Here is a 26,364-nt window from a genome sequence, read left to right on the forward strand (position 1 = left end):
ACATCTTACTATAGACTATTTAATAAAAAACGAACAGGCTCTTTTTCTGTCATTCAGAAGAGAACTTGTTCGTTTTAACTTTTATGGTCTTAGCTTGCTTTTTTAAAACACGCGATACACATAGGGATTCTCTGGTTTATCGACTTTGGTAAAGCTTTCGATTTCCAAGGTTGGGAGGTTTTGTTTGAGTTCTTTATGGTAGTGATTGACCAGTTTTCCTTTGGCTGTTATCCAGGTGTTGTTCTCATACTGACGGGTATTTCCCTTGGTCAGTAATCCATAGACACCTGAATCCGCGATACAGTGAATAATGCCGAAGCGGAACAGAAATTGGCTATTGGCATGACTGGGGTCATTATAGACAAAGCCAGTGAACTGGACTGTCTTACCCTCAAACTCATCTGGATAGTCGTAGATAGCTTCCATGACTTCCATATAGTTTTCATTCGTAATCTGAATGCTATCTTGGGACAAGTATTTATCCGCCGCAGTTCGCATTTCCTTTTCATAGGCTGATTTTGAAAAATAAGAACTGGTATCTGGTTTCAAATATTGGCTTGTCGTTCCTTCACTTGTCTGAATGGCTTGATCCGTTCCTTCCGATAAGGGAAAATGATAGCCTTTGGCAGAAACGGTCTGAGAATCCAAGCTAACAGTTGGAAAAGTTAAGCCGACGACAATAGGAATAGCCAGAAGAGCAACACTAGTAACCTTCGCTAATCGGCTGTTCAGATGACTATGGGTTTTGACTTGCTTCATCCAAATATACAGTTGAACAATTGCCAAAATAAAGGAAAGCACCATGGAAATATAGGCCAGATAGGAATAGTGCATGTTGATGTACTGGTTTAATTTGCCCGACAGATGGAGATAAATGGTCAATTCAAAATAGCCAGCTAAAACTAAAAATCGAATCATAGGATGACTCCAATCAAGAGAGAATAGACTAAGACAACGAGTGTCACAATCGTAATGAAGTGACTGATAAATCGTGCTTTCAAGTAATTTTTCATCATGAGAATATTTTTGATATCCAGCATTGGGCCAATCACCAGAAAGGCCATAACTGGTGCCAATCCGAAACTCGAGAGAAGAGAAGCCCCGATAAAGGCATCCGCCTCACTACAGAGCGACAGAAGAAAGGCCAAAAGCATCAAGAGCAGGATGGCAAAAATAGGTGTTGCACTGATAGTGGTCAGAATCCGAGTTGGAACGTAGACCTGTATAACAGAGGCAAAGAGACAGCCAAATACCAAATAACGTCCCGTATCAAAAAACTCATCAATGGCTTGCACAAAGACCTGAAAAACTTTTTTTGCAGGACTCAAATGAGAAAAATCGTGCTCATGACAGGCCAAACGATTTTCTTTTTGAATCGGTTCTCGCCAGAAAAATCCCAGAAAAATTCCAAGTATCACAGCTACAAGAATGGAACCCAGAGCTCGTAACAGGGCGACATGGAAGGAGTTGCCAAAGGCAGAATAGGTCGCAAAGAGAACAATGGGATTGATGACAGGTGCTGTTACGAGAAAGGGAACGGCCGTGTAACTGGGGACCTTCTTTTCCAGAAAACGATTGATAATGGGGACAATTCCACATTCACAAGAGGGAAAAAGAATCCCGACAAAGGTCCCAAAAAAGATTCTCCCCCAACGATTTCGAGGGAGAAAATGATAAACCTTGTCAGGTGTGATATAGACTTCAATCAGCCCTGAAACAATACTTCCTATCAGAACGAAGGGTAGGGCTTCAATGATAATGGAGAGAAAAATGGCTCCAGTCTGAAGCACGCTAGATGGGAGTTGTTGGAAAGCAGCCATCTAGTTTTTCTTTTCTGCTTTAGCTTTTTTCTCCTTATCATCAGGGAAAGTGACTTGTTTCAAATCAGGGAGTTTCGCAAACTCTTCAAACATCTTGTCCAAGTCGTCTCGTTTTGTAAATTTTACAGCCATAGGTGTACCTCGATTCTAAATTCTACCTCTATTATACTATTATTTTGAGGAAAAGGGAAAAGTTAAAATTGAGTATCTAACGAATAATAGAGCTTGATATATCCTGATATACACTATAATTGTGATATAATAGTTGTGGAATAACGGAGGAAATGGTGGATCATGAAAAAATCGGTCAGGTTACCTATGAAGTAAAAGAAATTTTTGATATTGTTCTTGAAACGAGCGACATAAAGGTTAACAAAGACGGTTTGAGAAGCCATATGATAAAACGCCATCACAATGATGTGATTCATCATATCGAAGATTTGGAATTCATACTAAAGAACCCAGATTTCGTCGGGGTCAATCCACGAGAGAAAGATGCTAGTTTTGAATACGTAAAAAGATTTGATGATAATGTTCTTGTTGCCATCAAGTTACATAAAAGTGGAGATTTCTTTTATGTTCCGACCATGTATCGCCTACAAGATTTCAAGTTACAAAGTCGTATTAAGTCTGGTAGATTGAGAAAGCTTGACAAAAAAATAGATAGTGCTACAATAATATTAACGAAAGACATTTGAGGGCAGAAAGGTTCCTGCCGCACCTTGAAAAAGGTATCTGAGATGCTGGGTACACCGACCAGCCAAATGTCCTTTATTTCAAAGGAGGGGCTTAAATGCTCCTTTTTTATTTAAAATTTCAAAATAGATTATACTCACCGCAGGCTCAGGCTTGCGGTTTTTTATTTGCTCTGAAAATTGATTCGTTAACTTCAACAAATAGCTTTATAAAGCGTTTTGTCAAAAATAAAAACAGTGCAATTAATCACTAATCCTTTTGTAAACTATTAGAATTAAATTGCAACCTTCTCAATGAATAGAATATTGAAATGAAGTAAATTTATTTCCCAACTTATGTTTTAAAATTGTAAGAGATAATTTGAATAATATTACCTTGTGGTATAATAGAGTCATGGATAAAAAATATGAAAAAATCTCTCAGGATTTGGGAGTGACTTTAAAGCAAATTGATACTGTTCTAAGTTTGACTGCTGAAGGGGCGACTATTCCCTTTATCGCTCGTTATCGCAAGGACATGACTGGTAGTCTGGATGAGGTGGCGATTAAGGCCATTATCGATTTGGATAAAAGTCTGACCAATCTCAATGACCGCAAGGAAGCTGTCTTGGCGAAGATTCAAGAACAAGGTAAGTTGACCAAGGAATTGGAAGAAGCTATCTTAGCTGCCGAAAAATTAGCAGACGTTGAAGAACTCTATCTTCCTTATAAGGAAAAGCGTCGTACCAAGGCAACCATTGCCCGTGAAGCCGGACTCTTCCCACTTGCTCGCTTAATCTTGCAGAATGTAGCGGACTTAGAGAAGGAAGCTGAAAAGTTTGTCTGTGAAGGATTTGCGACTGGTAAGGAAGCATTGTCTGGTGCAGTTGATATTTTGGTTGAAGCCTTATCGGAAGATGTGACCTTGCGTTCCATGACTTATCAGGAAGTGCTGAGACACTCTAAACTCACTTCTCAAGTCAAGGATGAAAGTCTTGATGAAAAGCAGGTTTTTCAAATTTACTATGATTTTTCAGAGACGGTTGGGAACATGCAAGGTTATCGTACCTTGGCGCTCAATCGTGGGGAGAAACTAGGGATTTTGAAGGTCGGTTTTGAACATGCGACGGACCGTATTCTAGCTTTCTTTGCAGCTCGTTTCAAGGTGAAAAATGCTTATATTGATGAAGTGGTTCAGCAATCCGTTAAGAAAAAAGTCTTGCCTGCTATCGAGCGCCGTATTCGGACAGAATTAACCGAAAAAGCAGAAGAAGGGGCTATCCAACTCTTTTCTGACAATCTGCGAAATCTCCTCTTGGTTGCTCCGCTGAAAGGGCGTGTGGTTCTAGGATTTGACCCTGCCTTTCGTACAGGTGCCAAGCTAGCTGTCGTGGATGCAACAGGAAAAATGCTGACAACTCAGGTCATTTATCCTGTCAAACCAGCCTCTGCTCGTCAAATCGAAGAAGCCAAGAAAGATTTGGCAGACTTGATTGGTCAATACGGCGTGGAAATTATTGCTATCGGAAATGGGACGGCCAGTCGTGAAAGCGAAGCCTTTGTGGCAGAAGTTCTTAAAGATTTTCCTGAGGTCAGCTATGTTATCGTCAATGAAAGTGGTGCTTCTGTCTATTCTGCCAGTGAACTAGCTCGTCAGGAGTTTCCAGACTTGACCGTTGAAAAACGCTCTGCTATTTCTATTGCCCGTCGCTTGCAAGATCCCCTTGCTGAATTGGTCAAAATCGATCCTAAGTCAATCGGTGTCGGTCAATATCAGCATGATGTCAGTCAAAAGAAATTGTCTGAAAGTCTGGACTTTGTCGTCGATACCGTGGTGAACCAAGTCGGTGTCAATGTCAATACAGCCAGCCCAGCTCTTCTTTCCCATGTCGCTGGACTCAACAAAACTATTTCTGAAAATATTGTCAAATACCGTGAGGAAGAAGGAAAAATCACTTCACGCGCTCAAATCAAGAAGGTTCCTCGTCTGGGAGCCAAGGCTTTTGAGCAGGCTGCTGGTTTCCTCCGTATCCCAGAAAGTAGCAATATCCTTGATAATACAGGAGTTCACCCAGAAAATTACGCTGCTGTCAAGGAACTTTTCAAACGCTTGGATATCAAAGACTTGAACGAAGAAGCCCAAAGCAAACTCAAGTCGCTTTCAGTCAAGGAAATGGCGCAAGAACTAGAACTTGGTCCAGAAACCCTTAAAGATATCATTGCTGACCTTCTCAAACCAGGTCGAGATTTCCGTGACTCCTTTGATGCACCTGTGCTTCGCCAAGATGTCCTAGATATCAAAGACTTAGTGGTTGGTCAGAAGCTAGAGGGTGTGGTGCGTAATGTCGTTGACTTCGGTGCCTTCGTTGATATCGGGATTCATGAGGATGGCTTGATACACATTTCCCACATGAGTCGCAAATTTATCAAACATCCTAGCCAAGTGGTGTCTGTCGGTGATTTGGTAACCGTTTGGGTTAAGAAAATTGACACTGAACGTGAAAAAGTCAATCTGTCGCTTCTAGCTCCAAATGAAACTGACTGATTACGTCAAGCAAGTTTCGCTAGAAGACTTCGGCAGACCTTTTATCCATCATGCCCAGTGGAATAGGCGTCTACGTTCGACAGGTGGGCGATTTTTCCCCAAAGATGGGCATTTGGATTTCAACCCAAAGGTTTATCAGGAATTGGGTCTGGATGTTTTTAGGAAAATTGTCCGACATGAACTCTGTCATTATCACCTCTATTTTCAAGGGAAGGGCTATCAACACAAGGATCGAGATTTTAAGGAACTGTTGAAAGCAGTGGATGGATTACGGTTTGTACCAACCTTGCCAAATAGTAACTCTAAACCACTCAAGCTTTATCGTTGTCAATCCTGCCAGCAAAGGTATCATCGCAAGCGTAGGATTGATACTAAACGCTATCGCTGTGGACTTTGTCGAGGTAAATTGCTACTTATAAATCAACCTGAGGACTGATGAAAGCCGAGCCTACCCGTGATATACTATGTCTAACCTAGCAGAAAGAGGAAAAATCATGAACAGTAAATTTTATAAAATGAGACGAAATCGCATGATTTCAGGAGTTCTGGCAGGTCTGTCAGACAAGTGGAACTTTGATGTTACCCTTGTTCGTTTCTTGTTTGCCATTTTTACAGTTGCAAACTTTGGACTTGGCGTGATTATCTATATCATCCTAGCTTCTATCATGCCAACCAAGGAAGAAATCGAAGCAGAAATGTACGGAACAGGCCCACGTAAACGCAAAGAAGCCCAAGCTATTGAAGAAAATGATGGATGGTTTTGGTGAGGTAGAAACAGTTATTTTACTGTTAGTCTATGAATTCGACTAATCTATTTTAAAATTTCTGAACCCTTGTATCTGCAAGGGTTTTCTTCTTACTTTCTTTTTATGGTAAAATATTTTTAATAAAATATCTACATTTCCCCCAATCTTACAAAAATGTAAGATTAAAGTCTTTTTTGTAAGGTTAGGTTATGGCAAGCGGTCTTTTTTTGATGTAAACTAGACTCATAAAGAACAAAGGAGTAACATCATGAAACAAATCTTACAGAAGAAAACAAAACAACCAAACCACAAAGATATTGAGCGCGTTCAACTTGGATGTGCTATGATGCAAGCGACATTTCATTTGATGGGATATTAAGAAAGGAGATTCTCATGACACTTTTAGATGTAAAACACGTTCAAAAAATTTATAAAACTCGTTTTCAGGGCAACCAAGTAGAAGCCCTCAAGGATATTCACTTTACCGTCGAAAAGGGTGACTACGTTGCCATCATGGGTGAGTCTGGTTCTGGTAAATCAACTCTTCTCAATATTCTAGCTATGCTGGATAAACCAACTCGTGGACAAGTTTACTTAAATGGAACGGACACCGCAACCATTAAAAATTCACAGGCTTCTAGCTTCCGTCGTGAAAAGCTGGGCTTTGTCTTCCAAGACTTTAACTTGCTAGATACTCTGTCTGTTAAGGACAATATCTTGCTTCCGCTTGTCTTGTCAAGGAGACCTATTACGGAGATGATGAAGAAATTGGTGGTGACAGCTGAGAATCTAGGCATCAACCAATTGCAAGAGAAGTACCCTTACGAAATTTCAGGTGGTCAGAAACAGCGTGTAGCAGTAGCCCGCGCCATCATCACAGAACCTGAAATTCTCCTTGCGGATGAGCCAACAGGAGCCCTTGATTCCAAGTCATCTGCAGCCTTACTTGATGTTTTTGATGAAATCAATGAGCGCGGCCAAACCATTCTCATGGTAACCCACTCCACAGCAGCAGCTAGCAGAGCCAAGCGCGTGCTCTTTATCAAAGACGGCATTCTTTACAATCAAATCTACCGTGGAGAGAAGACAGAGCGTCAGATGTTCCAAGAAATCTCTGATACCTTGACTGTCATGGCAAGCGAGGTGAATTAGTATGTTTCGATTAACCAATAAGTTAGCGGTATCGAACTTGATTAAAAACCGCAAACTCTACTATCCTTTTGCGCTGGCTGTTCTCTTGGCAGTCACTGTCACCTATCTCTTTTACTCTCTAACCTTCAATCCCAAGATTGCTGAAATCCGTGGAGGATCAACCATTCAAGCTACTCTTGGATTTGGTATGTTTGTCGTCACACTTGCGTCAGCGATAATCGTCCTCTATGCCAATAGTTTTGTTATGAAAAACCGTTCCAAGGAACTGGGAATTTATGGCATGTTGGGCTTGGAGAAGCGTCATCTTATCAGTATGACCTTTAAGGAGTTAGTGCTATTTGGGATTCTAACTGTTGGAGCAGGTATCGGTATTGGAGCCTTGTTTGACAAGTTGATTTTCGCTTTCTTGCTCAAACTGATGAAATTGAAGGTTGAGCTGGTCGCTACCTTCCAAATGAATGTTGTCATTGCAGTACTTGTTGTCTTCGGTTTGATTTTCCTAGGCCTCATGTTCCTGAATGCCCTTCGAATCGCCCGTATGAATGCCCTCCAGCTCTCACGTGAGAAAGCAAGCGGAGAGAAAAAAGGTCGTTTCCTACCTCTCCAAACTATTCTTGGTTCGATTAGTTTAGGGATTGGCTACTATCTTGCCCTTACGGTAAAAGATCCTCTTACAGCCTTAACAACCTTCTTCATAGCTGTTTTACTGGTTATCTTTGGTACTTATCTATTGTTTAATGCAGGAATTACCGTTTTCCTTCAAATCTTAAAGAAAAACAAGAAATACTATTACCAACCAAATAACCTTATCTCAGTGTCTAACTTGATTTTCCGTATGAAGAAAAATGCAGTTGGACTAGCAACCATCGCTATCTTGTCAACAATGGTTTTGGTAACCATGTCAGCAGCGACAAGCATTTTCAATTCCGCAGAAAGCTTTAAAAAAGTTCTAAATCCTCATGATTTTGGGGTTTCAGGGCAAAATGTTGAAAAAGAAGACTTGGACAAACTCTTGAGCCAGTTTGCAAGTGACAAAGGTTATCAGATTAAAGAAAAAGAAGTGTTTCGTTACACTTACTTTGGTGTTGCGAACCAAGAAGGAAATAAGTTAACCCTTTTTGAAAAAGGACAAAATCGTGTCCAACCCACAACAGTTTTCATGGTATTTGATCAAAAAGATTATGAAAATATGACTGGTCAAAAACTGTCTCTATCAGGAAATGAGGTCGGACTCTTTGCAAAGAATGAGGGAGTTAAAGAACAGAAAACTCTAACTCTAAATGATCATCAATTTTCTGTCAAAGAAGAATTTAATAAAGATTTCATTGTCAACCATGTCCCAAATCAGTTTAATATTTTGACTGCTGATTACAATTACCTTGTTGTAGCTGATTTACAAGCCTTTTTGGATCAATTCCCAGATTCGGCTATCTATAATCAGTTTTACGGTGGCATGAATGTAAATGCCAACGAAGAAGAACAACTCAAGGTCGCTGAAGAATATGATAAATACCTCAATCAGTTTAATGCTCAATTAAACACGGAAGGTAGCTATGTGTATGGTAGCAATCTAGCAGATGCTAGTGCTCAGATGAGTGCCCTCTTTGGTGGTGTCTTCTTTATCGGTATTTTCCTATCCATTATCTTTATGGTCGGAACCGTTCTGGTCATCTATTACAAGCAAATTTCTGAAGGTTATGAAGACCGTGAACGCTTTATTATCTTGCAGAAAGTCGGTTTAGATCAAAAGCAAATCAAGCAAACCATTAACAAACAGGTTTTAACTGTTTTCTTCCTCCCTTTGCTCTTTGCTTTCCTACACCTAGCCTTTGCCTATCATATGCTTAGCCTGATTCTTAAAGTGATAGGTGTACTGGATGCGACTATGATGTTGACAGTGACTTTGTCTATCTGCGCTGTCTTCCTCATCGCCTATGTGCTGATTTTCATGATTACTTCAAGAAGCTATCGCAAGATTGTGCAAATGTAAAAAAGAATACCTCGACTTCAAAATCGAGGTATTTCTTGTATTTTATACTCAATGAAAATCAAAAAGCAAACTAGGAAGCTAGCCGCAGGTTGCTCAAAGCACTGCTTTGAGGTTGCAGATAGAACTGACGAAGTCAGTAACCATATATACGGCAAGGCGAAGCTGACGTGGTTTGAAGAGATTTTCGAAGAGTATTAAATGCTGAAAAGTTGTCCTAGCAGAAAGGTAACGCCCATGGTCAAGAGGCCAATAGCCAAGTTTCGAATCATAGCTGTTTTGGTTGGGGCTTTTCCAAGTTTGGCACTAGTGTAACCAGTGAGAAGAAGAGCCACACCGACGATAAGGACAGTAGCAGGTATGCGGTATTCACTTGGGAAAACGGTAATTGAAAGCATTGGTGGTAAGCTACCAAGGAAAAAAGAAATAAAGCTAGAGATAGCAGCATGCCAAGGATTGGTAAACTCTTCATACTCAATCCCATATTTTTCCTCTACCAAAGCCTTAAGCGGATTATTTAAAAAGGCCTTGTTGGTGAGAAGTTGGGCTGATGTTTCACACTCACCATTTTGAATATAGGCAGCATAGAGGGAATTTTTGGCTAGTTCCATATCCTGATCTAGCAAGACTTGCTCACGCGCAACGGCTGCTTCCTCAGTATCTTTTTGAGTTGAAACGGACACATATTCTCCACCAGCCATTGAAAAGGCACCAGCTAAGATAGCTGCAAATCCTGATAAAAAGATAATCCAGATATTGCTTGTAGCACTAGCAACCCCGATAACCACACCAGCAATGGAAATAATCCCATCGTTAGCACCAAGAACACCAGCACGCAGGATATTTAAACGACCTGAAAAATTTGAATCGATTTCGTGATTTGTTTCTGACATACTATTCTCCTTTTTATCCAGTATAAAGGAAAAATATAGGGAAATCAATCTTTTAAAAGTATCTGAAAAAAGTTGCACGATTTTAATTTTACGAGCTTTTTTAAAAGTTAGAAACAGCACTAGCTAGTAGAGAGGGATAAAAGAGAAGCAAAGCTGATAGACTAGTCCTTTTTCTACTTATCTATGGTATAATAGGAGGTAGATTTACTAATCGGAGTAAGAAAGATTTTATGATTAAACTAGTAGCAACGGATATGGACGGAACTTTCCTAGATGGGAATGGACGCTTTGATATGGACCGCCTCAAGTCTCTCTTGGTTTCCTACAAGGAAAAAGGGATTTACTTTGCGGTAGCTTCAGGGCGCGGATTTCTGTCTCTAGAAAAATTATTTGCTGATGTTCGTGATGACATTATTTTCATCGCGGAAAATGGCAGTTTGGTAGAATATCAAGGTCAGGACTTGTATGAAGCGACTATGTCTCGTGAGTTTTATCTATCCACTTTTGAAATGCTGAAAATGTCACCTTATGTAGATATCAATAAACTGCTCTTGACGGGAAAAAAGGGAGCTTATGTTCTAGATACGGTTGATGAGACCTATTTAAAAGTGAGTCAGCACTATAATGAAAATATCCAAAAAATAGCGAGTTTGGAAGATATTACAGATGACATTTTCAAATTTACAACCAACTTCACTGAAGAAACGCTAGAAGCTGGGGAAGCTTGGATTAATGAACATGTTCCTGGTGTTAAGGCCATGACAACTGGTTTTGAATCCATTGACATCGTTCTGGACTATGTCGATAAGGGGGTGGCCATTGTTGAATTGGCTAAAAAACTTGGCATCACAATGGATCAGGTTATGGCTTTTGGAGACAATCTAAATGACTTGCATATGATGCAGGTTGTGGGACATCCTGTAGCTCCTGAAAATGCACGACCTGAAATTTTAGAATTAGCAGAGACAGTGATTGGTCACCATAAGGACCAGTCGGTTATAGCTTATATGGAGGTCTTATAATGGCAGATATAAAATTGATTGCATTGGACTTAGACGGGACCTTGCTGACTACTGATAAAAGGTTGACGGATCGTACCAAGGCAACCTTGAAAGCTGTGCGTGATCGTGGTATCAAGGTCGTATTGACCACTGGTCGCCCTTTAAAAGCTATGGATTTCTTTCTCCATGAGCTAGGGACTGACGGTCAGGAAGATGAGTATACGATTACTTTTAATGGTGGTTTGGTTCAAAAGAATACAGGTGAAATCCTTGATAAGACAGTCTTTTCATATGATGATGTAGCACGATTGTATGAAGAAACAGAGAAATTATCACTGCCTCTTGACGCCATCTCAGAAGGAACTGTTTATCAAATTCAATCAGACCAAGAAAGTCTTTATGCCAAATTCAATCCAGCATTGACCTTTGTTCCAGTGGACTTTGCAGACTTATCTAGTCAAATGACTTATAATAAATGTGTGACTGCTTTTGCTCAAGAACTCTTGGATGCAGCCATTCAGAAGATTTCTCCAGAATTGTTTGACCAATATGAAATCTTTAAATCACGTGAAATGTTGCTAGAGTGGTCACCAAAGAATGTTCATAAAGCAACAGGTTTGGCAAAACTAATCAGCCATCTTGGAATCGACCAAAGCCAAGTCATGGCATGTGGTGACGAGGCCAATGACCTCTCTATGATTGAATGGGTAGGGCTCGGTGTTGCCATGCAAAATGCTGTTCCTGAAGTTAAGGCAGTCGCAAATGTGGTAACTCCAATGACCAATGATGAGGAAGCTGTCGCCTGGGCTATCGAAGAATATGTGCTAAAGGAGAACTAAGATATGGGATTATTTGACCGTCTATTCGGAAAAAAAGAAGAACCTAAAATCGAAGAAGTTGTAAAAGAAGCTTTGGAAAATCTTGATTTGTCTGAAGATGTTGAGTCTTCTCTTACAGAAGCTGAGGGAATTCTTCAAGAAGAAACAGAAGTTGAAAGTTCTGAAGAAGCTCTGCTCCAAGAAGAGGAAAATCAAGAGACAGTTGAAGAGAGTCAGGATTCAGAGTCAACTGTAGAAGTTTCTCAAGAAGAAATAGAAGAATTTGTAAACTCAGAAGAAGTCGAAGAGGAAGAGAATTTTGAGTATGAAGGAACTGTCGATGAAAATAGTTCTGAAGTGCTTGGAGCAGAAAGGCCTCAGGTAGAAGAAACAGTTCAGGAAAAATATGACCGCAGTCTCAAGAAAACTCGTACAGGCTTCGGAGCTCGCTTGAACGCCTTCTTTGCAAATTTCCGCTCTGTCGATGAAGAATTCTTCGAGGAGTTGGAAGAACTACTGATCATGAGTGACGTTGGTGTACAGGTCGCTTCTAATTTAACAGAGGAGTTACGCTACGAAGCCAAGCTTGAAAACGCCAAGAAACCTGATGCACTTCGTCGTGTCATCATTGAGAAATTGGTTGAGCTTTATGAAAAGGATGGCAACTACGATGAAAATATCCACTTCCAAGATGGCTTGACAGTTATGCTCTTTGTTGGGGTTAATGGTGTTGGGAAAACAACTTCTATCGGGAAACTAGCTCACCGCTACAAACAAGCAGGTAAGAAGGTAATGTTGGTTGCGGCAGATACCTTCCGTGCGGGGGCGGTAGCCCAGCTTGCTGAATGGGGTCGTCGTGTTGACGTTCCAGTTGTAACTGGACCTGAAAAAGCTGATCCAGCCAGCGTGGTCTTTGATGGCATGGAACGTGCAGTGGCTGAAGGTATCGATATTCTTATGATTGATACTGCTGGTCGTTTGCAAAACAAGGACAACCTCATGGCTGAGTTGGAGAAGATTGGACGCATCATAAAGCGTGTTGTTCCAGAGGCGCCGCATGAAACCTTCTTGGCTCTTGATGCATCAACAGGTCAAAATGCCCTGGTACAGGCCAAAGAATTTTCAAAAATCACGCCATTAACTGGAATTGTCTTGACTAAGATTGATGGAACTGCTCGTGGTGGTGTAGTATTAGCCATCCGTGAAGAACTCAATATTCCTGTAAAATTGATTGGTTTTGGTGAAAAAATCGATGATATTGGAGAGTTTAACTCAGAAAACTTTATGAAGGGTCTCTTGGAAGGCTTAATCTAATCAAAAGCAAAAATCCTGCAAGGCAATCTTGCAGGATTTTTTTATTCTAAACGACCATCTTGACGATAGGCGATATCTGGTTGCCAAGTCCATTTGGCACCGAATTTTTCAAGTAAGTCAAAGCTTGCTTGAGGTCCCATGCTTCCAGCTTTATAGTCATGAAGTGGGGCACCATTTTCAGCCCAGAGCTCTTCGATACGGTCAATCAATTTCCATGACGCACCAACTTCATCCCAGTGGCTAAAGTTAGTTGAGTTGTTATTTAAGACATCATAAATCAATTTCTCGTATGGTTCTGGAGAAGCACCAGTTGCGGTCGCATCTGTACGGTAATCAAGTGAGTTGGGAGCCAAGTTGAATTCTTCTCCTACTTGCTTCCCATTTAGGCTAAGAGAGAAGCCTTCTGTTGGTTGGATATAGATGGTCAAGATGTTTGGAGCAAGTGGCTCACCAAAGATAGAATCCATTTGTTTAAAGACGATGTTGACATGAGTTCCTTTTTCAGTTAGACGTTTACCAGTACGGAAGAAGAAAGGAACACCACGGAATCGATCGCTGTCTACAAAGAAGGCACCAGATGCAAAAGTTTCAGTTGTTGATTCTGGATTTACATTTGGTTCGCTACGATAAGAGATATATTTCATGCCATCAATCTTACCAGAGCGGTATTGACCACGGATAAAGTGTTCTTTAAGCTCTTCATCAGTTGGATGATAGAGGTTTTTAAAGACTTTAATCTTCTCAGCACGAATCTCGTCTTTTGTGAAGCTTGCTGGCTTGTCCATAGCAAGGAGAGAAAGAAGTTGGAGTGTATGGTTCTGTACCATATCACGGAGGGCACCTGATTGGTCATAGTAGCCACCACGTTCTTCTACACCCAAGCGCTCCGCAAAGGTAATTTGAACATTGTCGATAAAGTCCTTGTTCCAAACGTTTTCGAAAATCAGGTTGGCAAAGCGAACTGCAAAGATGCTTTGAATCATTTCCTTACCAAGATAATGGTCAATACGGAAAATTTGTTCTTCATCAAATGTTGCTAGGAGCTCGTCATTCAACTTGCTTGCAGTTGCGTAATCTGTACCAAATGGTTTTTCAACGATTAAGCGTTCAAAACCTTTACCGTCAACAATGTTTTCAGACTTGAGGTGTTTTGCGATAGTTCCAAAGAACTGAGGTGCCATAGACAAGAAGAAGAGCTTGTTGTGTTCAGCTTGGTACTTGTCATTTAGTTCAGCCTGCAATTGACGTAAAGCAATGTAGTGTTCTGTATCATTGACATCATGACTTTGATAGTAGAAGTGGCTAGCGAACTCTTGAGCCTGTTCGGTACTATCTGCCAAATCAAGGATGGATTCGACTACAACAGATTCAAAATATTCCTTGCTCCATGGACGACGAGCAGTTCCAATGACAGCAAAGTGCTCGGAAAGATTGCCGGATTTATATAGTCTAAAAAGGGAAGGGTAGAGCTTGCGTTTAGCCAGGTCTCCACTCGCACCGAAAATTGTAACAATAACCTTAGATGACATCTAGCTACCTAATTTCTATTTTTATTCCTAGTCTTGCTAGGTATGAGGAAACCTCATTTTATAAACTTAATTCTAACATAATTTTCCGAAAAATCAAAAAATCCAATACAAGATAGAAAAAACTGCAAGGAAATCCTTACAGTTTGTGTTTAGACGTTTAAAACCTTGTCCAAGAAATCTTTTAGACGTGGGTGTTGTGGGTTATCAAAGATTTGATCTGGTGTTCCGTCTTCAAGGAACTCACCATCTGCAGTAAAGATAACGCGGTTGGCAACCTGACGAGCAAATCCCATCTCATGGGTTACGATAATCATGGTCATGCCTTGTTTAGCCAAGTCTTTCATAACGTTTAGTACGTCTCCGACCATCTCAGGGTCAAGGGCAGAAGTTGGTTCATCAAAGAGCATGATGTCTGGATTCATTGCAAGTCCACGAGCGATGGCCACACGTTGTTTTTGACCACCTGATAGGCTATCTGGGTTGGCATTAGCTTTATCTGCTAGACCAACCTTTTCAAGCAACTCCATTCCCAATTTCTCAGCTTCTTCCTTAGTCATCAACTTGTGTTCAATAGGAGCAAAAGTAATGTTGTCCAATACAGACATGTGTGGGAAGAGGTTGAAGTGTTGGAAAACCATGCCGATATTTTCACGGACGTGGTCAACATTGGTTGTTTTTTCAGTTAAGTCATAACCGTTCACAGTGATGTGACCGCTAGTGACTTCTTCTAGAAGATTGAGGCTACGGAGGAAGGTTGACTTACCAGAACCTGAAGGACCGATGATACAAACAACATCTCCTTCATAGAACTTAGTCGTAATTCCTTTTAGGACTTCATTTTTTCCGTAGTTTTTGTGTAAATCATTTACATCAATTTTTAGTTTTGCCATTAACGAATCCTCTTTTCTAAGCGTTTCGCTAGTTTAGTCAAAAGTGTGATAATTACAAGATAGAAGATGGCAAGGATTGCATACATCTTGAAACTTTGGTAGTTACGGGCGATGATAATCTTACCAGTTTGGAAAAGTTCAACCAAACCGATAGCAGATACGATGGTTGTATCTTTAAGAGCGATAACGAATTGGTTGACGAAGTTTGGAAGCATAAGTTTTGTTGCTTGTGGCAAGATAATCTTACGCATGGTTTTTCCATAAGAAATCCCCAAGCTTCGGCTGGCTTCCATTTGGCCAACTGGAACGGCCTGAATACCACCACGAACGATTTCAGCGATATAAGCAGCCGCATTGAGTGAGAGGGCAATAGTACCAGCTACAAAGTCGTTAATTGGGCTTTGTTGGCCTGTGATAGACTCGATGAAGTTGGGAATTCCCCAGAAGATGAAGGCTGCAAGAATCATCAAAGGAATACCACGAATGACGTCAACGAAAATCTCAGAGATTACGCGAAGAGATTTGTATGGGCTAACGCTAAACATACCGAAGATAATCCCGATGACAATGGCAATAGCAAATGAGATAAGAGCTAGAGCAAGAGTGATACCAAGACCGCTAAGGAGTTGTTTGTAGTTGTTTTGAAGCAAGCCCCAGATTGTAGTTTCGTCAACAGTGCTTGTTGAAGTAGTTGAAGATTCGCTAGCTAGGTATTTGTCAAGAATCTTTTGGAATTCACCGTTTGCTTTAAGGTTAGCAAGTCCGTTATTGAACATTTCAATCAATTCTGGATTTGTGCCTTTTTTAACGGCAAAGGCTGTTTCTCCGATTGGACTTCCAGGGATTGGTGTTTTCAATTTTTGACCTTGGCTGATAGAATATTTGAGAACAGGTTCATCATCCATAACAGCATCAATGGCACCAGTGTTTAAACTGTCATACATTGATGAACCATCAGCGAAGGTTTTAATTTGATAACCGTATTTGCTTTGATTTTCTGTTAGGAATGTTTGAGAAGCAGTTCCGTTTTTAACACCGACCGTCTTCCCTTTCAAATCTTCATAAGAAGCAATAGTGCTGGATTCTTTGACGCCGAGGATTGTGTTTGCAGTGTAGTATGAATCTGAGAAATCAAAAGTCGCCTTACGAGCATCTGTGACAGACATACCAGCAATGATACCATCTGCTTGACCAGCTTGGACAGCGTTAATAGCGGCATCGAAACCAGGGTTGGTGATTTCAATTTCAAAACCTTGGTCTTTAGCGATTGCCTTAATCAATTCCATATCAATACCAGTGTATTGGTTGCTTGAATTTTGGAAAACAAAAGGTGCAAAAGAAGAATCGCTGGCAATGATGTATTTAGCTTTAACAGGAATAGCTTTTAAGCCTGCTAGAGTAGTTGTGGTTGGCACTGCTGAAGATGATGAAGCAGTCCATTTCTTGATGATTTTATCAAGGCTACCATCTTTTTTCATCTGAGCTAAAGCTTCGTTAAATTCTGTAACTAGGTATTCGTACTTGCTACCTTTTTTAACTCCAAAAGCAAAGCTTCCAACGGCTTCTCCGTCCATGTTGATACTGAGATCTTGCCCTTGGTTGATGGCATATTCGATAACAGGTTTGTCATCCATCATAGCATCAATGGCACCAGCACTCAAGCTGTTGTTCATCAAATCACCAGTGTCAAATGTTTTAATAGTAAAGCCGTATTTATCCTTGATACTTTCAAGGAAACGTTGAGCGGCTGTTCCGTTTTTAACACCAACAGTTTTTCCTTTTAATTGGTCATATTTACTAATCTTGTGTGACTTAGTAGTTGCAATGACAACTTTTGTATCATAGTAAGTATCAGACATGGTGAAAACTTTTTCACGTTCTTTAGTCTTTGTCATCCCTGCCATGATAGCGTCAGCTTGACCAGCTTGAACCGCATTTACCGCTGCGTCAAATCCAGGATAGGACATCTGAATGTTCCATCCTTTAATCTCTGCGACTTTGTTGATAATATCAACATCAATTCCTTTATAAGTTTGATCTGAATCTTTAAACTCAAAAGGTGCATAGGCGGTATCAGAAACAATCTTAATCGTTTCAGCTTTCGCAATACCTAATGAGAAAATTGGGAATAAAATTAGCAAAAATGCTAGAAATTTTTTCTTCATTTTTAGTCTCCTTTTCCGAATATTTTCCCATTATATCAGAAAAAGTAAAAAAAGGCAAATTTTTTATATTTTTGTGTTAGAAAATGTAACATCGTTTTTTATTTTCTTTCTTGAATTGCTACTACAAAGTGCTATAATAATAGTATATAGTAGAAGAAAAGAGGGCAAGAATATGAAGAACAAGAGAATATTTAAAGACTTCCAAGCTTCTCAAATGCGGTTAAACCTCTACACAAGTCTCTTGTTAGCCTTTGTTTTTGTCTTCATAGGAGAGTTCGTTGCATATACTTTGTATGGTATTAGCTTGTTAGCTCTCGTCGGCCTTGCTAGAAATTTTGGAGAGGCTGGTCAAAATCTTGCAAGCTACTTCCAAAACTTGCTGGTGAGCTTGACGGATAAAACAAGTGACTTTCGTTTAATTTTAGAATTGCTGTCCTTTGGTTTTATACTCAACACTGTATTCAGATGGACTAGAAAAATTGAGAAAAGGCCTATTCGAACCTTGGGATTTTATAGAGAGAATTTCTTCAGCAGTCTTCTGAAAGGATTTGGTCTAGGTCTGGCACTTTTTCTTCTGACCTTGTTAGGTTTGGTGGGCTTAGGGCAATATCGTTTGGAATCAATTCACTTGAATCCTTATTCGCTTGCCTTTGTTGTATTTACTATCCCATTTTGGATTTTACAGGGGACAGCAGAAGAAGTGGTGTCCCGTGCATGGCTCCTTCCTCAATTGGCTTCAAGAACCAATTTAAAACTTGCTGTTCTTATATCTAGCATGTTCTTTACCCTGCTTCATATGGGCAATTCGGGTCTCACACCTCTATCTCTAGTGAATCTCTTCTTATTCGGAGTTGCCATGTCACTTTACCTCCTCAAAACAGATACAGTTTTGGGGGTAGCAGGTATTCATGGCGCCTGGAATTTTGCTCAGGGCAATCTCTTTGGGATTTTAGTTAGTGGTCAACCATCAGGAACGTCATTGATGACCTTTTTACCACAAGGCGATCAAGGTTGGCTATCAGGAGGATCTTTTGGGATTGAAGGTTCTATCATGACAAGTCTAGTCTTGTTACTTTTGATTTTCTATCTCGCTTATCAATTAAAGAAAGAAAATGAAAGGATGTGACTTTGGTCTGTCCTTTTCTTCGTGAAAATGCTACAAGTATGCTAAAATAGGAATAGCATATCGAGAGAGGATTCTTATGATCAATCGTATTACAGATAATCAATTTAAACTAGTATCAAAATACCAACCTTCAGGAGATCAACCCCAAGCTATCGAGCAGTTGGTTGATAATATCGAGGGTGGAGAAAAAGCTCAGATTCTGATGGGAGCGACCGGAACAGGGAAGACCTATACCATGAGTCAAGTCATTTCCAAAGTCAATAAACCAACTCTGGTTATTGCCCACAATAAAACTCTAGCAGGCCAGCTCTATGGAGAATTTAAGGAATTTTTCCCTGAAAATGCAGTTGAGTATTTTGTGTCTTACTATGACTATTACCAGCCAGAAGCCTATGTCCCTTCTAGTGATACCTATATTGAAAAGGATAGCTCTGTCAATGATGAGATTGATAAGCTCCGACACTCAGCGACTTCGGCTCTTTTGGAGCGCAATGATGTTATCGTCGTGGCTTCAGTCTCTTGTATCTATGGTTTGGGTTCGCCCAAGGAATACGCTGATAGTGTCGTGAGTCTCCGTCCTGGTCTAGAGATTTCTCGTGATAAACTCTTGAATGACTTGGTCGATATTCAGTTTGAACGTAATGATATTGATTTCCAACGGGGAAGATTTCGTGTGCGTGGGGATGTGGTGGAGATTTTCCCAGCTTCCCGTGATGAACACGCCTTTCGAGTAGAATTTTTTGGAGATGAAATTGACCGTATCCGTGAGGTTGAGGCTCTGACAGGTCAGGTGTTGGGAGAAGTGGATCATTTGGCGATTTTCCCAGCTACTCACTTTGTGACCAATGACGACCATATGGAAGTTGCCATTGCCAAGATTCAAGCGGAATTAGAAGAGCAACTAGCTATCTTTGAAAAGGAAGGCAAACTGCTTGAAGCCCAGCGCTTGAAACAACGGACAGAGTACGATATCGAAATGCTGCGTGAGATGGGCTATACCAACGGGGTTGAGAACTATTCACGTCACATGGATGGTCGTAGCGAAGGTGAGCCTCCTTATACGCTTCTAGACTTTTTCCCAGATGATTTCTTGATCATGATTGATGAGAGCCACATGACCATGGGACAAATCAAAGGCATGTACAATGGAGACCGTTCTCGTAAGGAAATGTTAGTAAATTACGGTTTCCGTTTGCCGTCTGCTCTGGACAATCGTCCTCTCCGTCGTGAGGAGTTTGAAAGCCATGTGCATCAGATTGTTTATGTTTCAGCGACACCTGGTGACTATGAAAATGAACAGACCGAGACAGTGATTGAGCAAATTATTCGCCCGACTGGGCTTTTAGATCCAGAGGTAGAAGTCCGTCCGACAATGGGACAGATTGATGACCTCTTAGGTGAAATTAATGCCCGTGTTGAAAAGAACGAACGAACCTTTATCACAACCTTGACTAAGAAAATGGCAGAGGATTTAACCGACTATTTTAAAGAAATGGGAATTAAGGTCAAGTACATGCACTCGGATATCAAGACTTTAGAGCGGACAGAGATTATCCGTGACCTGCGTTTGGGTGTCTTTGATGTCTTGGTCGGAATCAACCTGCTCCGTGAAGGAATTGACGTTCCTGAAGTGAGCCTAGTAGCTATTCTCGATGCTGACAAGGAAGGTTTTCTTCGTAACGAACGTGGTTTAATACAGACCATTGGACGTGCTGCTCGTAATAGCGAAGGTCATGTCATTATGTATGCGGACACCGTGACTCAGTCTATGCAACGTGCTATCGATGAAACAGCTCGCCGTCGGAAAATTCAGATGGCCTATAATGAAGAACACGGTATTGTGCCTCAGACAATCAAGAAAGAAATCCGTGATCTGATTGCTGTGACCAAGGCAGTTGCTAAGGAAGAAGACAAGGAAGTTGACATCAATAGCCTCAACAAACAAGAACGCAAAGAACTTGTCAAGAAACTTGAAAAACAAATGCAAGAAGCAGTTGAAGTGCTTGACTTTGAACTAGCAGCTCAGATTCGTGATATGATGCTGGAAGTCAAGGCGTTGGATTAGGGGAATTTTATGAATATTTTAGTTATCAATGGACATCCTGATAAAGAAAGTTACTGCCAAGCAATTTTTCAAACGATTGTAGAAAACATAGACTCAAATAGACATGAACTTGAAATGATTAATCTTAATGAAGAAGAGTTTGATCCTGTTTTACGTTATGGTTATCGACAAAGGATGGAGGAAAATCCGTTTATTCTACGCTCTCAAGAATTAATTCAGTGGGCAGATCATTTCATTTTTGTTTATCCTATTTGGTGGAGTAGTATGCCTAGTCTATTGAAGGGGTGGATTGATCGTGTTTTTACGCCAGGCATTGCATACTCTGCAAATAATCGAGGAAGCTTTATTTTGAATTACTTGAGAGGTAAACAGTTCAAAAAGTTATTAAAAGGAAAAACAGCTAGTATCTATGCAACTTCTATGGCACCAACTTGGTGGTACAAAGTATTTTCAGGTCCGATTAACATTCCAGACAGTTATGGAATATCAGTATTAAAGAATGCTGTATTGAATCACTGTGGCATAAAAACAAAGAGGGTTTCAATCTTGGGAGAGTTAGGCCGTGAAGTAAATACAAGTTCAACAAGACAAAAATTTCTACAAAAAGTAGCAAAGGAAGTCAGACTGTTGGATTAAGGAGAAGAAAATAAATGACGGTTATTATTAAATCAATGGAAACTCCTGAAGAGATAGAAGGTAAATCACTTGTTCACTGGAAAGCGTGGAGAGAAGCTTATGACGACCTTTTGTCTGCAGAATTTCAGGAGACAATGACATTAGAAAGATGTCGATTCTTTAGTCAAAAGTTTCCAGAAAATACATTGATTGCGATGGATGGTCTGAAGGTAGTTGGTTTTATAAGTTATGGCAACTTTCGTGATGAGACTATTCAAGCTGGTGAAATTATTGCTTTATATGTTTTAAAAGACTATTATGGAAAAGGTATCGCACAAAAGTTAATGAAAGCAGCTTTGATTGCTCTTGATCATTTTTCTGAAATTTTCTTATGGGTATTGAAAGATAATAAGCGCGCCATTGCTTTCTATCAAAAAATGGGCTTTACTTTTGATGGACAAGAAAAGATGCTTGAACTTGGAAAGCCTATAAAGGAAAAACGGATGGTATTCTATTCTAAATAGTTTTAAAAAGTAGAAGCTCATGGCTTTGGTACCAAGTCTTAAAATTTAATAAATTAGAAAGTGAGTAAATTTATGTCCCGTTCTCAATTAACGATTTTAACCAATATCTGTCTGATTGAAGACCCCGAAACTCAGCGCGTGGTTATGCAGTATCGCTCTCCTGAAACCAATCGCTGGTCTGGTTATGCCTTTCCAGGAGGCCATGTAGAAAATGGCGAATCTTTCGCAGAGTCTGTTATTCGTGAAATCTATGAAGAAACAGGATTGACTATCCAAAATCCTCAACTTGTCGGCATTAAAAATTGGCCACTGGATACAGGTGGGCGCTATATTGTCGTTTGTTATAAGACAACTGAGTTCTCTGGTACCCTTCGCTCTTCAGATGAAGGAGAAGTTTCTTGGGTGCAAAAAGACCAGATTCCAAACTTGGATCTGGCCTATGATATGTTACCCTTGATGGAGATGATGGAAGCTCCTGACAAGTCAGAGTTTTTCTACCCTCGCCGTACAGAAGATGATTGGGAGAAGAAAATCTTCTAGTCTTTTACTAAATAACCTAGTTGATCCAAGGCCTCCTCGATATAGTGGAGGTCTTGTTTGGTTTCCTGCTTAATAGTAATAGAAGATTAGGAAAAAACATATATACTCTGAAATAAATTTAAAATATTTCTAAAAAAGTATTGACAAAAACAAAGAAAACGCTTACTATATAAGTAAGGGAACGGTTCCACAATAAAAGAGGAGGAGTGATGATTACAATAAAACAGGTTGCTGAAGAAGCTGGAGTATCAAAATCAACAGTTTCAAGATATATTTCGAAAAAAGGCTATGTCGGAGATGATGCGAGAGAAAAGATAAAAAATGCTATTAAGAAATTAAATTACACGCCAAATGTATTAGCACAATCTTTAAAAACTAAAAAAAATCAAATGGTAGGTCTCTTACTACCAGACATTTCTAATCCCTTTTTTCCAAGATTGGTTCGAGGAGCCGAATCATATTTGAAAGATAAAGGTTATAGGATTATGGTTGGTACTATTTCAGATCATGATTCGTTAGAAGAATATATAAACCTTTTGTTAAAAACAAATGCAGCTGGTATTATAACAACACTTGACTTTACAAAGGAATTTCCAAATCTAACATTACCTGTTGTTGTGGTTGACCGGATTAGTAAAGATACAGGCTATGGTGTTTTTTCTGATAATCAGTTGGGTGGACGTTTGGCTGCTAAAGCAATTTGGAATGCTGGCGCTGAGAAGGTTATGATCATCAAAGTTTTAGATGATAAAGCTGAGAATATTGTGGAACGATTTGAAGCAAGTTTAAACTATTTGAGGAATAAAAATTTAGAAATTTGTATTGAAGAAAGTGAAACGTTTGACTTTGAAAAAATTCAAAAAGAAGCTAAAGATAATCTAAAAAGAAATCCAAATATTGATAGTATTATAGCACCTTCTGATATTCATGCGATAGCTTATATTCATGAAATTTTAGCAATTGGGAAAAAAATTCCAGATGATATTCAAATCATTGGTTATGATGATATTGTACTTAGTCAATTTATTTATCCTTCTTTATCAACTATCCACCAATCATCATATAAAATGGGAGAACAGGCTGCAAAGCTAATCTATAATATGGCAAATAAGTTCTCTATAGATGAAGCTAAAATTAAACTCCCTGTTAGGTACATAGAAAGAAATACATTAAGGAGAAAGAAATGAGTAAAATTGTTGTTGTTGGAAGCATTTCAATGGACTTAGTTATGAGAACAAAAAGGATTCCAGAAGGAGGTGAAACGATTTTTGGCGATTCATTTAATATAGTTCCAGGTGGAAAAGGTGCAAATCAAGCTGTAGCTATTGGTAGATTATCCAGTGTTGAAGATAATATTTACATATTTGGGAACGTAGGAGAAGATATTTTTTCATCAGATTTATTAACTAATCTACAAGATAATAATATTTCTGTAGAACATGTGGGAACGGTACCACAATCTACAGGAGTTGCACAAATTACTTTATACGGAGGTGATAATAGGATTATTTATTATCCCGGAGCTAATAATTTAGTTAGAACAAATGATTGGAAAAATGAGTGGGAATTGATTAGTGATGCAAGTATTGTTGTATTACAGAATGAAATACCACATGAAGCCAACTTATCTATAGCTAAATTTTGCCAAGAAAATCAAGTTAAGGTGCTTTACAATCCTGCACCAGCTAGAGAAACAGACAAAGAAATGATTCCTTTTTGTGATTTTATTACTCCTAATGAGCACGAATGTTCAGAGCTTTTTCCAGATAAGAAATTAAATGAAATTATTAAAATTTATCCTAATAAAATGATTGTGACATTGGGAGTTGAAGGTTCTATTTATTATGATGGGACAGCAGTTAAGAAAATTCCTGCTATAAAAGCAGAAGTAGTTGATACTACAGGAGCAGGAGATACGTTTAATGGTGCTTTTGCTTATGCTATCTCAAAAGGAAAAGAGATGAATGTTGCATTGTCCTTTGCAACGATTGCTTCACATCTTTCTGTTCAAAGATTTGGAGCGCAAGGAGGCATGCCGAGTTTGAAAGAAATAAAGGAGCATTCAGGATATGAAGAAATATGGGATTTTAAATAGTAATATAGCAAAACTAGCTGATGATTTAGGTCATATGGATTTGGTTTGTATCGGAGATTTAGGATTGCCAGTTCCAAAAGGTGTTGATAAAATTGATTTAGCATTAAGAAAAGGTAGTCCAAGTTTTTTAGAAGTTTTAAAAGAATATTCAGATCATGTACTTATTGAAAAAATTTTCTTAGCAGAAGAAATTAAAGAACAAAACACAGAACAGTGGCAAGCAGTTCTAGATCTTTTGGGATCGAATATAATTATTGAATATATTAGTCATGAAGAATTGAAAGCTATGAATACTAAAGTTAAGGCAGTTATTCGCACTGGGGAAGATACACCATATTCGAATATAATATTGCAATCAGGAGTTATTATTTAGAAGGGGGTTGCCTATGAAAATTGAAATGAAGAACATTTCAAAATCTTTTGGGAATAATCGTGTTTTAGAAAGTATTGATTTGGTTCTTAATTCAGGAGAAGTTCATGCTTTAATGGGAGAGAATGGTGCAGGCAAATCAACCTTAATGAATATTTTAACTGGACTTTTTCCAGCTACTTCAGGAACTATTTTTATTGATGGAAAAGAAAAAACATTTTCTAATCCTCAAGAGGCAGAACGGTTTGGACTGAGTTTTATTCATCAAGAAATGAATACTTGGCCAGATATGACTGTACTTGATAATCTTTTTTTAGGAAGAGAAATTAAAAATTCGATTGGGTTTCTAGATAAAGCTAGTATGGAAAGGAAAGCTAAAGAAGCATTTAAACGTCTTAATATCTCTATTCCTCTCGATGCAATCATTGGTCAATTATCAGTCGGACAACAACAAATGATAGAAATAGCAAAATGTTTATTATCAGAAGTTTCCTTGTTAATTATGGATGAACCCACAGCAGCTTTAACTGATCGTGAAACTGAAACACTTTTTAAAGTGATAGAAGGATTAAAATCTGATGGTGTAGGTATTGTGTATATTTCACATCGGATGGAAGAAATCTTTAAGATTACAGATCTTATAACTGTTATGAGGGATGGGTTTGTAATTGATACCAAGAAAACGAACTTAACTAATGCGGATGAATTAGTTCAGAAGATGGTAGGGCGTGAATTAGAAGATTATTATCCAGAAAAAAAGGCTGAGATTGGGAATATTGTTTTTCAAGCTAAGAATCTTTCTGGTGATGCTTTTACGGATATTTCTTTCTATGTACGTCAAGGGGAAATTCTTGGTTTTTCTGGTTTGATGGGTGCTGGTCGTACTGAAATAATGCGAGCAATTTTTGGAATTGATTCTTTAAAATCTGGTCAAATTATAATAAACGAAGAACAACTGATAATTAAAAATCCTTTTGAAGCAATTAAGCATGGAATTGGTTTCTTAACAGAAGATCGTAAAGATGAGGGATTGATTTTAGATTTTTCTATTAAAGATAATATGACTTTACCTAGTACTCGTGATTTTGTTAAAAATGGCATTTTTGATAATAAAACAAGTGATATATTTGTACAACGTTTAATTGATAGGCTACGAATTAAATCAGGTTATCCAGATAAGGAAGTTGGGACACTTTCTGGTGGTAATCAACAGAAAGTAGTTTTAGCAAAATGGATAGGTATTGCTCCAAAAGTACTAATTCTAGATGAGCCAACTCGTGGGGTAGATGTTGGTGCTAAGCGTGAAATTTACCAATTAATGAATGAATTGGCTGAACGAGGTGTGCCGATTATTATGGTATCTTCAGATTTACCAGAAGTGATCGGAGTCAGTGATCGTATTATGGTCATGCATGAAGGAAGAATTAGTGGAGAATTAACACGTCAAGAAGCTACACAAGAAAAAGTTATGCAACTAGCTACAGGAGGACAATAG

25 protein-coding genes and 1 pseudogene are annotated in these 26,364 nt (G+C 39.1%); 18 read left to right on the top strand and 8 right to left on the bottom strand.

Features of this window, described 5'->3' with window-relative positions:
- Positions 1 to 102: 102 nt before the first annotated feature.
- Genes MK480_RS01360 through MK480_RS01370 form a run of 3 tightly spaced genes read right to left on the bottom strand, consistent with a single transcriptional unit; the run spans position 103 to position 1,952 of the window.
- A complete protein-coding gene (locus MK480_RS01360) occupies positions 103 to 918 on the bottom strand; it encodes a TIGR03943 family putative permease subunit (RefSeq protein ID WP_261042785.1) in 816 nt (271 codons plus the stop codon).
- Positions 915 to 1,820, bottom strand: coding sequence for a permease (locus MK480_RS01365; RefSeq protein WP_268707084.1), 906 nt, complete (start codon positions 1,818 to 1,820; stop codon positions 915 to 917). The genes MK480_RS01360 and MK480_RS01365 overlap by 4 nt, the downstream gene beginning before the upstream one ends.
- The gene (locus MK480_RS01370) at positions 1,821 to 1,952 is read right to left on the bottom strand and encodes an SPJ_0845 family protein (RefSeq protein WP_000268685.1); all 132 of its coding nucleotides are present in this window, start codon (positions 1,950 to 1,952) and stop codon (positions 1,821 to 1,823) included.
- A 152-nt stretch (positions 1,953 to 2,104) separates the two neighbouring features.
- Between MK480_RS01370 and MK480_RS01375 the strand changes: the two genes are divergently transcribed.
- The 6 genes from MK480_RS01375 (at position 2,105) to MK480_RS01400 (ending at position 8,927) form a co-directional block, all read left to right on the top strand.
- Positions 2,105 to 2,518 (top strand): PBECR3 domain-containing polyvalent protein, encoded by a 414-nt coding sequence (locus MK480_RS01375; RefSeq protein ID WP_261065202.1) that lies wholly within the window; start codon positions 2,105 to 2,107, stop codon positions 2,516 to 2,518.
- 391 nt (positions 2,519 to 2,909) lie between these two features.
- Positions 2,910 to 5,039: a Tex family protein gene (locus MK480_RS01380; RefSeq protein WP_268707115.1), complete on the top strand. Its 2,130-nt coding sequence runs from the start codon at positions 2,910 to 2,912 to the stop codon at positions 5,037 to 5,039.
- Positions 5,026 to 5,475 (top strand): SprT family protein, encoded by a 450-nt coding sequence (locus MK480_RS01385; protein ID WP_023947670.1) that lies wholly within the window; start codon positions 5,026 to 5,028, stop codon positions 5,473 to 5,475. Before MK480_RS01380 ends, MK480_RS01385 begins: the two co-directional genes overlap by 14 nt.
- Positions 5,476 to 5,533: 58 nt before the next feature.
- Positions 5,534 to 5,806 (top strand): PspC domain-containing protein, encoded by a 273-nt coding sequence (locus tag MK480_RS01390; RefSeq protein ID WP_033685104.1) that lies wholly within the window; start codon positions 5,534 to 5,536, stop codon positions 5,804 to 5,806.
- A 372-nt stretch (positions 5,807 to 6,178) separates the two neighbouring features.
- Positions 6,179 to 6,937, top strand: coding sequence for an ABC transporter ATP-binding protein (locus MK480_RS01395; protein WP_000173372.1), 759 nt, complete (start codon positions 6,179 to 6,181; stop codon positions 6,935 to 6,937).
- 1 nt (position 6,938) lies between these two features.
- Complete coding sequence (locus MK480_RS01400; protein WP_268707085.1) at positions 6,939 to 8,927, top strand: ABC transporter permease; 1,989 nt, start codon at positions 6,939 to 6,941, stop codon at positions 8,925 to 8,927.
- A 194-nt stretch (positions 8,928 to 9,121) separates the two neighbouring features.
- On the opposite strand, the gene MK480_RS01405 is transcribed toward MK480_RS01400, so the two are convergent.
- Complete coding sequence (locus tag MK480_RS01405; protein ID WP_153199044.1) at positions 9,122 to 9,817, bottom strand: VIT1/CCC1 transporter family protein; 696 nt, start codon at positions 9,815 to 9,817, stop codon at positions 9,122 to 9,124.
- A gap of 230 nt (positions 9,818 to 10,047) precedes the next feature.
- Between MK480_RS01405 and MK480_RS01410 the strand changes: the two genes are divergently transcribed.
- From MK480_RS01410 to ftsY, 3 genes are read left to right on the top strand one after another with little or no spacing between them, the layout of a single operon-like run.
- Positions 10,048 to 10,839, top strand: coding sequence for a Cof-type HAD-IIB family hydrolase (locus tag MK480_RS01410; RefSeq protein WP_261096105.1), 792 nt, complete (start codon positions 10,048 to 10,050; stop codon positions 10,837 to 10,839).
- On the top strand, positions 10,839 to 11,657 hold the full coding sequence (locus MK480_RS01415; RefSeq protein ID WP_268707086.1) for a Cof-type HAD-IIB family hydrolase: 819 nt from the start codon (positions 10,839 to 10,841) through the stop codon (positions 11,655 to 11,657). The genes MK480_RS01410 and MK480_RS01415 overlap by 1 nt, the downstream gene beginning before the upstream one ends.
- 3 nt (positions 11,658 to 11,660) lie before the next feature.
- Positions 11,661 to 12,950: a signal recognition particle-docking protein FtsY gene (gene ftsY / locus MK480_RS01420; protein ID WP_261096102.1), complete on the top strand. Its 1,290-nt coding sequence runs from the start codon at positions 11,661 to 11,663 to the stop codon at positions 12,948 to 12,950.
- Between the two features lie 41 nt (positions 12,951 to 12,991).
- Here ftsY and zwf read toward each other — a convergent pair whose 3' ends face one another.
- From zwf to MK480_RS01435, 3 genes are all read right to left on the bottom strand, one after another.
- Positions 12,992 to 14,479 (bottom strand): glucose-6-phosphate dehydrogenase, encoded by a 1,488-nt coding sequence (zwf, locus tag MK480_RS01425; RefSeq protein WP_049501794.1) that lies wholly within the window; start codon positions 14,477 to 14,479, stop codon positions 12,992 to 12,994.
- 149 nt (positions 14,480 to 14,628) lie between these two features.
- The gene (locus MK480_RS01430) at positions 14,629 to 15,369 is read right to left on the bottom strand and encodes an amino acid ABC transporter ATP-binding protein (RefSeq protein WP_261096100.1); all 741 of its coding nucleotides are present in this window, start codon (positions 15,367 to 15,369) and stop codon (positions 14,629 to 14,631) included.
- Positions 15,369 to 17,534: an ABC transporter substrate-binding protein/permease gene (locus MK480_RS01435; RefSeq protein WP_268707087.1), complete on the bottom strand. Its 2,166-nt coding sequence runs from the start codon at positions 17,532 to 17,534 to the stop codon at positions 15,369 to 15,371. Before MK480_RS01435 ends, MK480_RS01430 begins: the two co-directional genes overlap by 1 nt.
- 172 nt (positions 17,535 to 17,706) lie before the next feature.
- Here MK480_RS01435 and MK480_RS01440 point away from each other — a divergent pair, with 172 nt between their 5' ends.
- The 5 genes from MK480_RS01440 to MK480_RS01460 all read left to right on the top strand — a co-directional run bounded on the left by MK480_RS01440 (position 17,707) and on the right by MK480_RS01460 (position 22,404).
- Positions 17,707 to 18,660, top strand: a complete 954-nt coding sequence (locus MK480_RS01440; protein ID WP_268707088.1) for a CPBP family intramembrane glutamic endopeptidase — start codon at positions 17,707 to 17,709, stop codon at positions 18,658 to 18,660.
- 76 nt (positions 18,661 to 18,736) lie between these two features.
- Positions 18,737 to 20,725 (top strand): excinuclease ABC subunit UvrB, encoded by a 1,989-nt coding sequence (gene uvrB, locus MK480_RS01445; protein ID WP_023933623.1) that lies wholly within the window; start codon positions 18,737 to 18,739, stop codon positions 20,723 to 20,725.
- Positions 20,726 to 20,734: 9 nt separating this feature from the next.
- On the top strand, positions 20,735 to 21,361 hold the full coding sequence (locus MK480_RS01450) for an NAD(P)H-dependent oxidoreductase (protein ID WP_268707089.1): 627 nt from the start codon (positions 20,735 to 20,737) through the stop codon (positions 21,359 to 21,361).
- A gap of 14 nt (positions 21,362 to 21,375) precedes the next feature.
- Positions 21,376 to 21,864 (top strand): GNAT family N-acetyltransferase, encoded by a 489-nt coding sequence (locus tag MK480_RS01455; protein ID WP_268707090.1) that lies wholly within the window; start codon positions 21,376 to 21,378, stop codon positions 21,862 to 21,864.
- 72 nt (positions 21,865 to 21,936) lie between these two features.
- Positions 21,937 to 22,404, top strand: coding sequence for an 8-oxo-dGTP diphosphatase (locus MK480_RS01460; RefSeq protein WP_268707091.1), 468 nt, complete (start codon positions 21,937 to 21,939; stop codon positions 22,402 to 22,404).
- Here MK480_RS01460 and MK480_RS01465 read toward each other — a convergent pair.
- Positions 22,401 to 22,478: pseudogene (locus MK480_RS01465) on the bottom strand (DNA-binding transcriptional regulator); the annotation flags it as partial. The gene MK480_RS01460 and the pseudogene MK480_RS01465 sit on opposite strands and share 4 nt — an antisense overlap.
- Before the next feature lie 135 nt (positions 22,479 to 22,613).
- Here MK480_RS01465 and MK480_RS01470 point away from each other — a divergent pair.
- The 4 genes from MK480_RS01470 to MK480_RS01485 are packed head-to-tail and all read left to right on the top strand — an operon-like array spanning position 22,614 to position 26,364.
- Positions 22,614 to 23,591 carry a LacI family DNA-binding transcriptional regulator gene (locus MK480_RS01470; protein ID WP_268707092.1) on the top strand — a complete coding sequence of 326 codons (978 nt, stop codon included), beginning with the start codon at positions 22,614 to 22,616 and terminating at the stop codon, positions 23,589 to 23,591.
- Positions 23,588 to 24,499 carry a ribokinase gene (gene rbsK / locus MK480_RS01475; RefSeq protein ID WP_268707093.1) on the top strand — a complete coding sequence of 304 codons (912 nt, stop codon included), beginning with the start codon at positions 23,588 to 23,590 and terminating at the stop codon, positions 24,497 to 24,499. The genes MK480_RS01470 and rbsK overlap by 4 nt, the downstream gene beginning before the upstream one ends.
- The gene (rbsD, locus tag MK480_RS01480) at positions 24,474 to 24,872 is read left to right on the top strand and encodes a D-ribose pyranase (protein ID WP_268707094.1); all 399 of its coding nucleotides are present in this window, start codon (positions 24,474 to 24,476) and stop codon (positions 24,870 to 24,872) included. Before rbsK ends, rbsD begins: the two co-directional genes overlap by 26 nt.
- Positions 24,873 to 24,885: 13 nt before the next feature.
- On the top strand, positions 24,886 to 26,364 hold the full coding sequence (locus tag MK480_RS01485; RefSeq protein ID WP_112443746.1) for a sugar ABC transporter ATP-binding protein: 1,479 nt from the start codon (positions 24,886 to 24,888) through the stop codon (positions 26,362 to 26,364).

It is taken from the genome of Streptococcus mitis, from assembly GCF_026782895.1.
Lineage (GTDB): Bacteria > Bacillota > Bacilli > Lactobacillales > Streptococcaceae > Streptococcus > Streptococcus mitis_CB.

Excerpts from the sequence above, each read along its gene's own strand:
- MK480_RS01360 (WP_261042785.1), bottom strand. The coding sequence starts at position 918 with ATGATTCGATTTTTAGTTTTAGCTGGCTATTTTGAATTGACCATTTAT.
- MK480_RS01365 (WP_268707084.1), bottom strand. The coding sequence starts at position 1,820 with ATGGCTGCTTTCCAACAACTCCCATCTAGCGTGCTTCAGACTGGAGCC.
- MK480_RS01370 (WP_000268685.1), bottom strand. The coding sequence starts at position 1,952 with ATGGCTGTAAAATTTACAAAACGAGACGACTTGGACAAGATGTTTGAA.
- MK480_RS01375 (WP_261065202.1), top strand. The coding sequence starts at position 2,105 with ATGGTGGATCATGAAAAAATCGGTCAGGTTACCTATGAAGTAAAAGAA.
- MK480_RS01380 (WP_268707115.1), top strand. The coding sequence starts at position 2,910 with ATGGATAAAAAATATGAAAAAATCTCTCAGGATTTGGGAGTGACTTTA.
- MK480_RS01385 (WP_023947670.1), top strand. The coding sequence starts at position 5,026 with ATGAAACTGACTGATTACGTCAAGCAAGTTTCGCTAGAAGACTTCGGC.
- MK480_RS01390 (WP_033685104.1), top strand. The coding sequence starts at position 5,534 with ATGAACAGTAAATTTTATAAAATGAGACGAAATCGCATGATTTCAGGA.
- MK480_RS01395 (WP_000173372.1), top strand. The coding sequence starts at position 6,179 with ATGACACTTTTAGATGTAAAACACGTTCAAAAAATTTATAAAACTCGT.
- MK480_RS01400 (WP_268707085.1), top strand. The coding sequence starts at position 6,939 with ATGTTTCGATTAACCAATAAGTTAGCGGTATCGAACTTGATTAAAAAC.
- MK480_RS01405 (WP_153199044.1), bottom strand. The coding sequence starts at position 9,817 with ATGTCAGAAACAAATCACGAAATCGATTCAAATTTTTCAGGTCGTTTA.
- MK480_RS01410 (WP_261096105.1), top strand. The coding sequence starts at position 10,048 with ATGATTAAACTAGTAGCAACGGATATGGACGGAACTTTCCTAGATGGG.
- MK480_RS01415 (WP_268707086.1), top strand. The coding sequence starts at position 10,839 with ATGGCAGATATAAAATTGATTGCATTGGACTTAGACGGGACCTTGCTG.
- ftsY (WP_261096102.1), top strand. The coding sequence starts at position 11,661 with ATGGGATTATTTGACCGTCTATTCGGAAAAAAAGAAGAACCTAAAATC.
- zwf (WP_049501794.1), bottom strand. The coding sequence starts at position 14,479 with ATGTCATCTAAGGTTATTGTTACAATTTTCGGTGCGAGTGGAGACCTG.
- MK480_RS01430 (WP_261096100.1), bottom strand. The coding sequence starts at position 15,369 with ATGGCAAAACTAAAAATTGATGTAAATGATTTACACAAAAACTACGGA.
- MK480_RS01435 (WP_268707087.1), bottom strand. The coding sequence starts at position 17,534 with ATGAAGAAAAAATTTCTAGCATTTTTGCTAATTTTATTCCCAATTTTC.
- MK480_RS01440 (WP_268707088.1), top strand. The coding sequence starts at position 17,707 with ATGAAGAACAAGAGAATATTTAAAGACTTCCAAGCTTCTCAAATGCGG.
- uvrB (WP_023933623.1), top strand. The coding sequence starts at position 18,737 with ATGATCAATCGTATTACAGATAATCAATTTAAACTAGTATCAAAATAC.
- MK480_RS01450 (WP_268707089.1), top strand. The coding sequence starts at position 20,735 with ATGAATATTTTAGTTATCAATGGACATCCTGATAAAGAAAGTTACTGC.
- MK480_RS01455 (WP_268707090.1), top strand. The coding sequence starts at position 21,376 with ATGACGGTTATTATTAAATCAATGGAAACTCCTGAAGAGATAGAAGGT.
- MK480_RS01460 (WP_268707091.1), top strand. The coding sequence starts at position 21,937 with ATGTCCCGTTCTCAATTAACGATTTTAACCAATATCTGTCTGATTGAA.
- MK480_RS01470 (WP_268707092.1), top strand. The coding sequence starts at position 22,614 with ATGATTACAATAAAACAGGTTGCTGAAGAAGCTGGAGTATCAAAATCA.
- rbsK (WP_268707093.1), top strand. The coding sequence starts at position 23,588 with ATGAGTAAAATTGTTGTTGTTGGAAGCATTTCAATGGACTTAGTTATG.
- rbsD (WP_268707094.1), top strand. The coding sequence starts at position 24,474 with ATGAAGAAATATGGGATTTTAAATAGTAATATAGCAAAACTAGCTGAT.
- MK480_RS01485 (WP_112443746.1), top strand. The coding sequence starts at position 24,886 with ATGAAAATTGAAATGAAGAACATTTCAAAATCTTTTGGGAATAATCGT.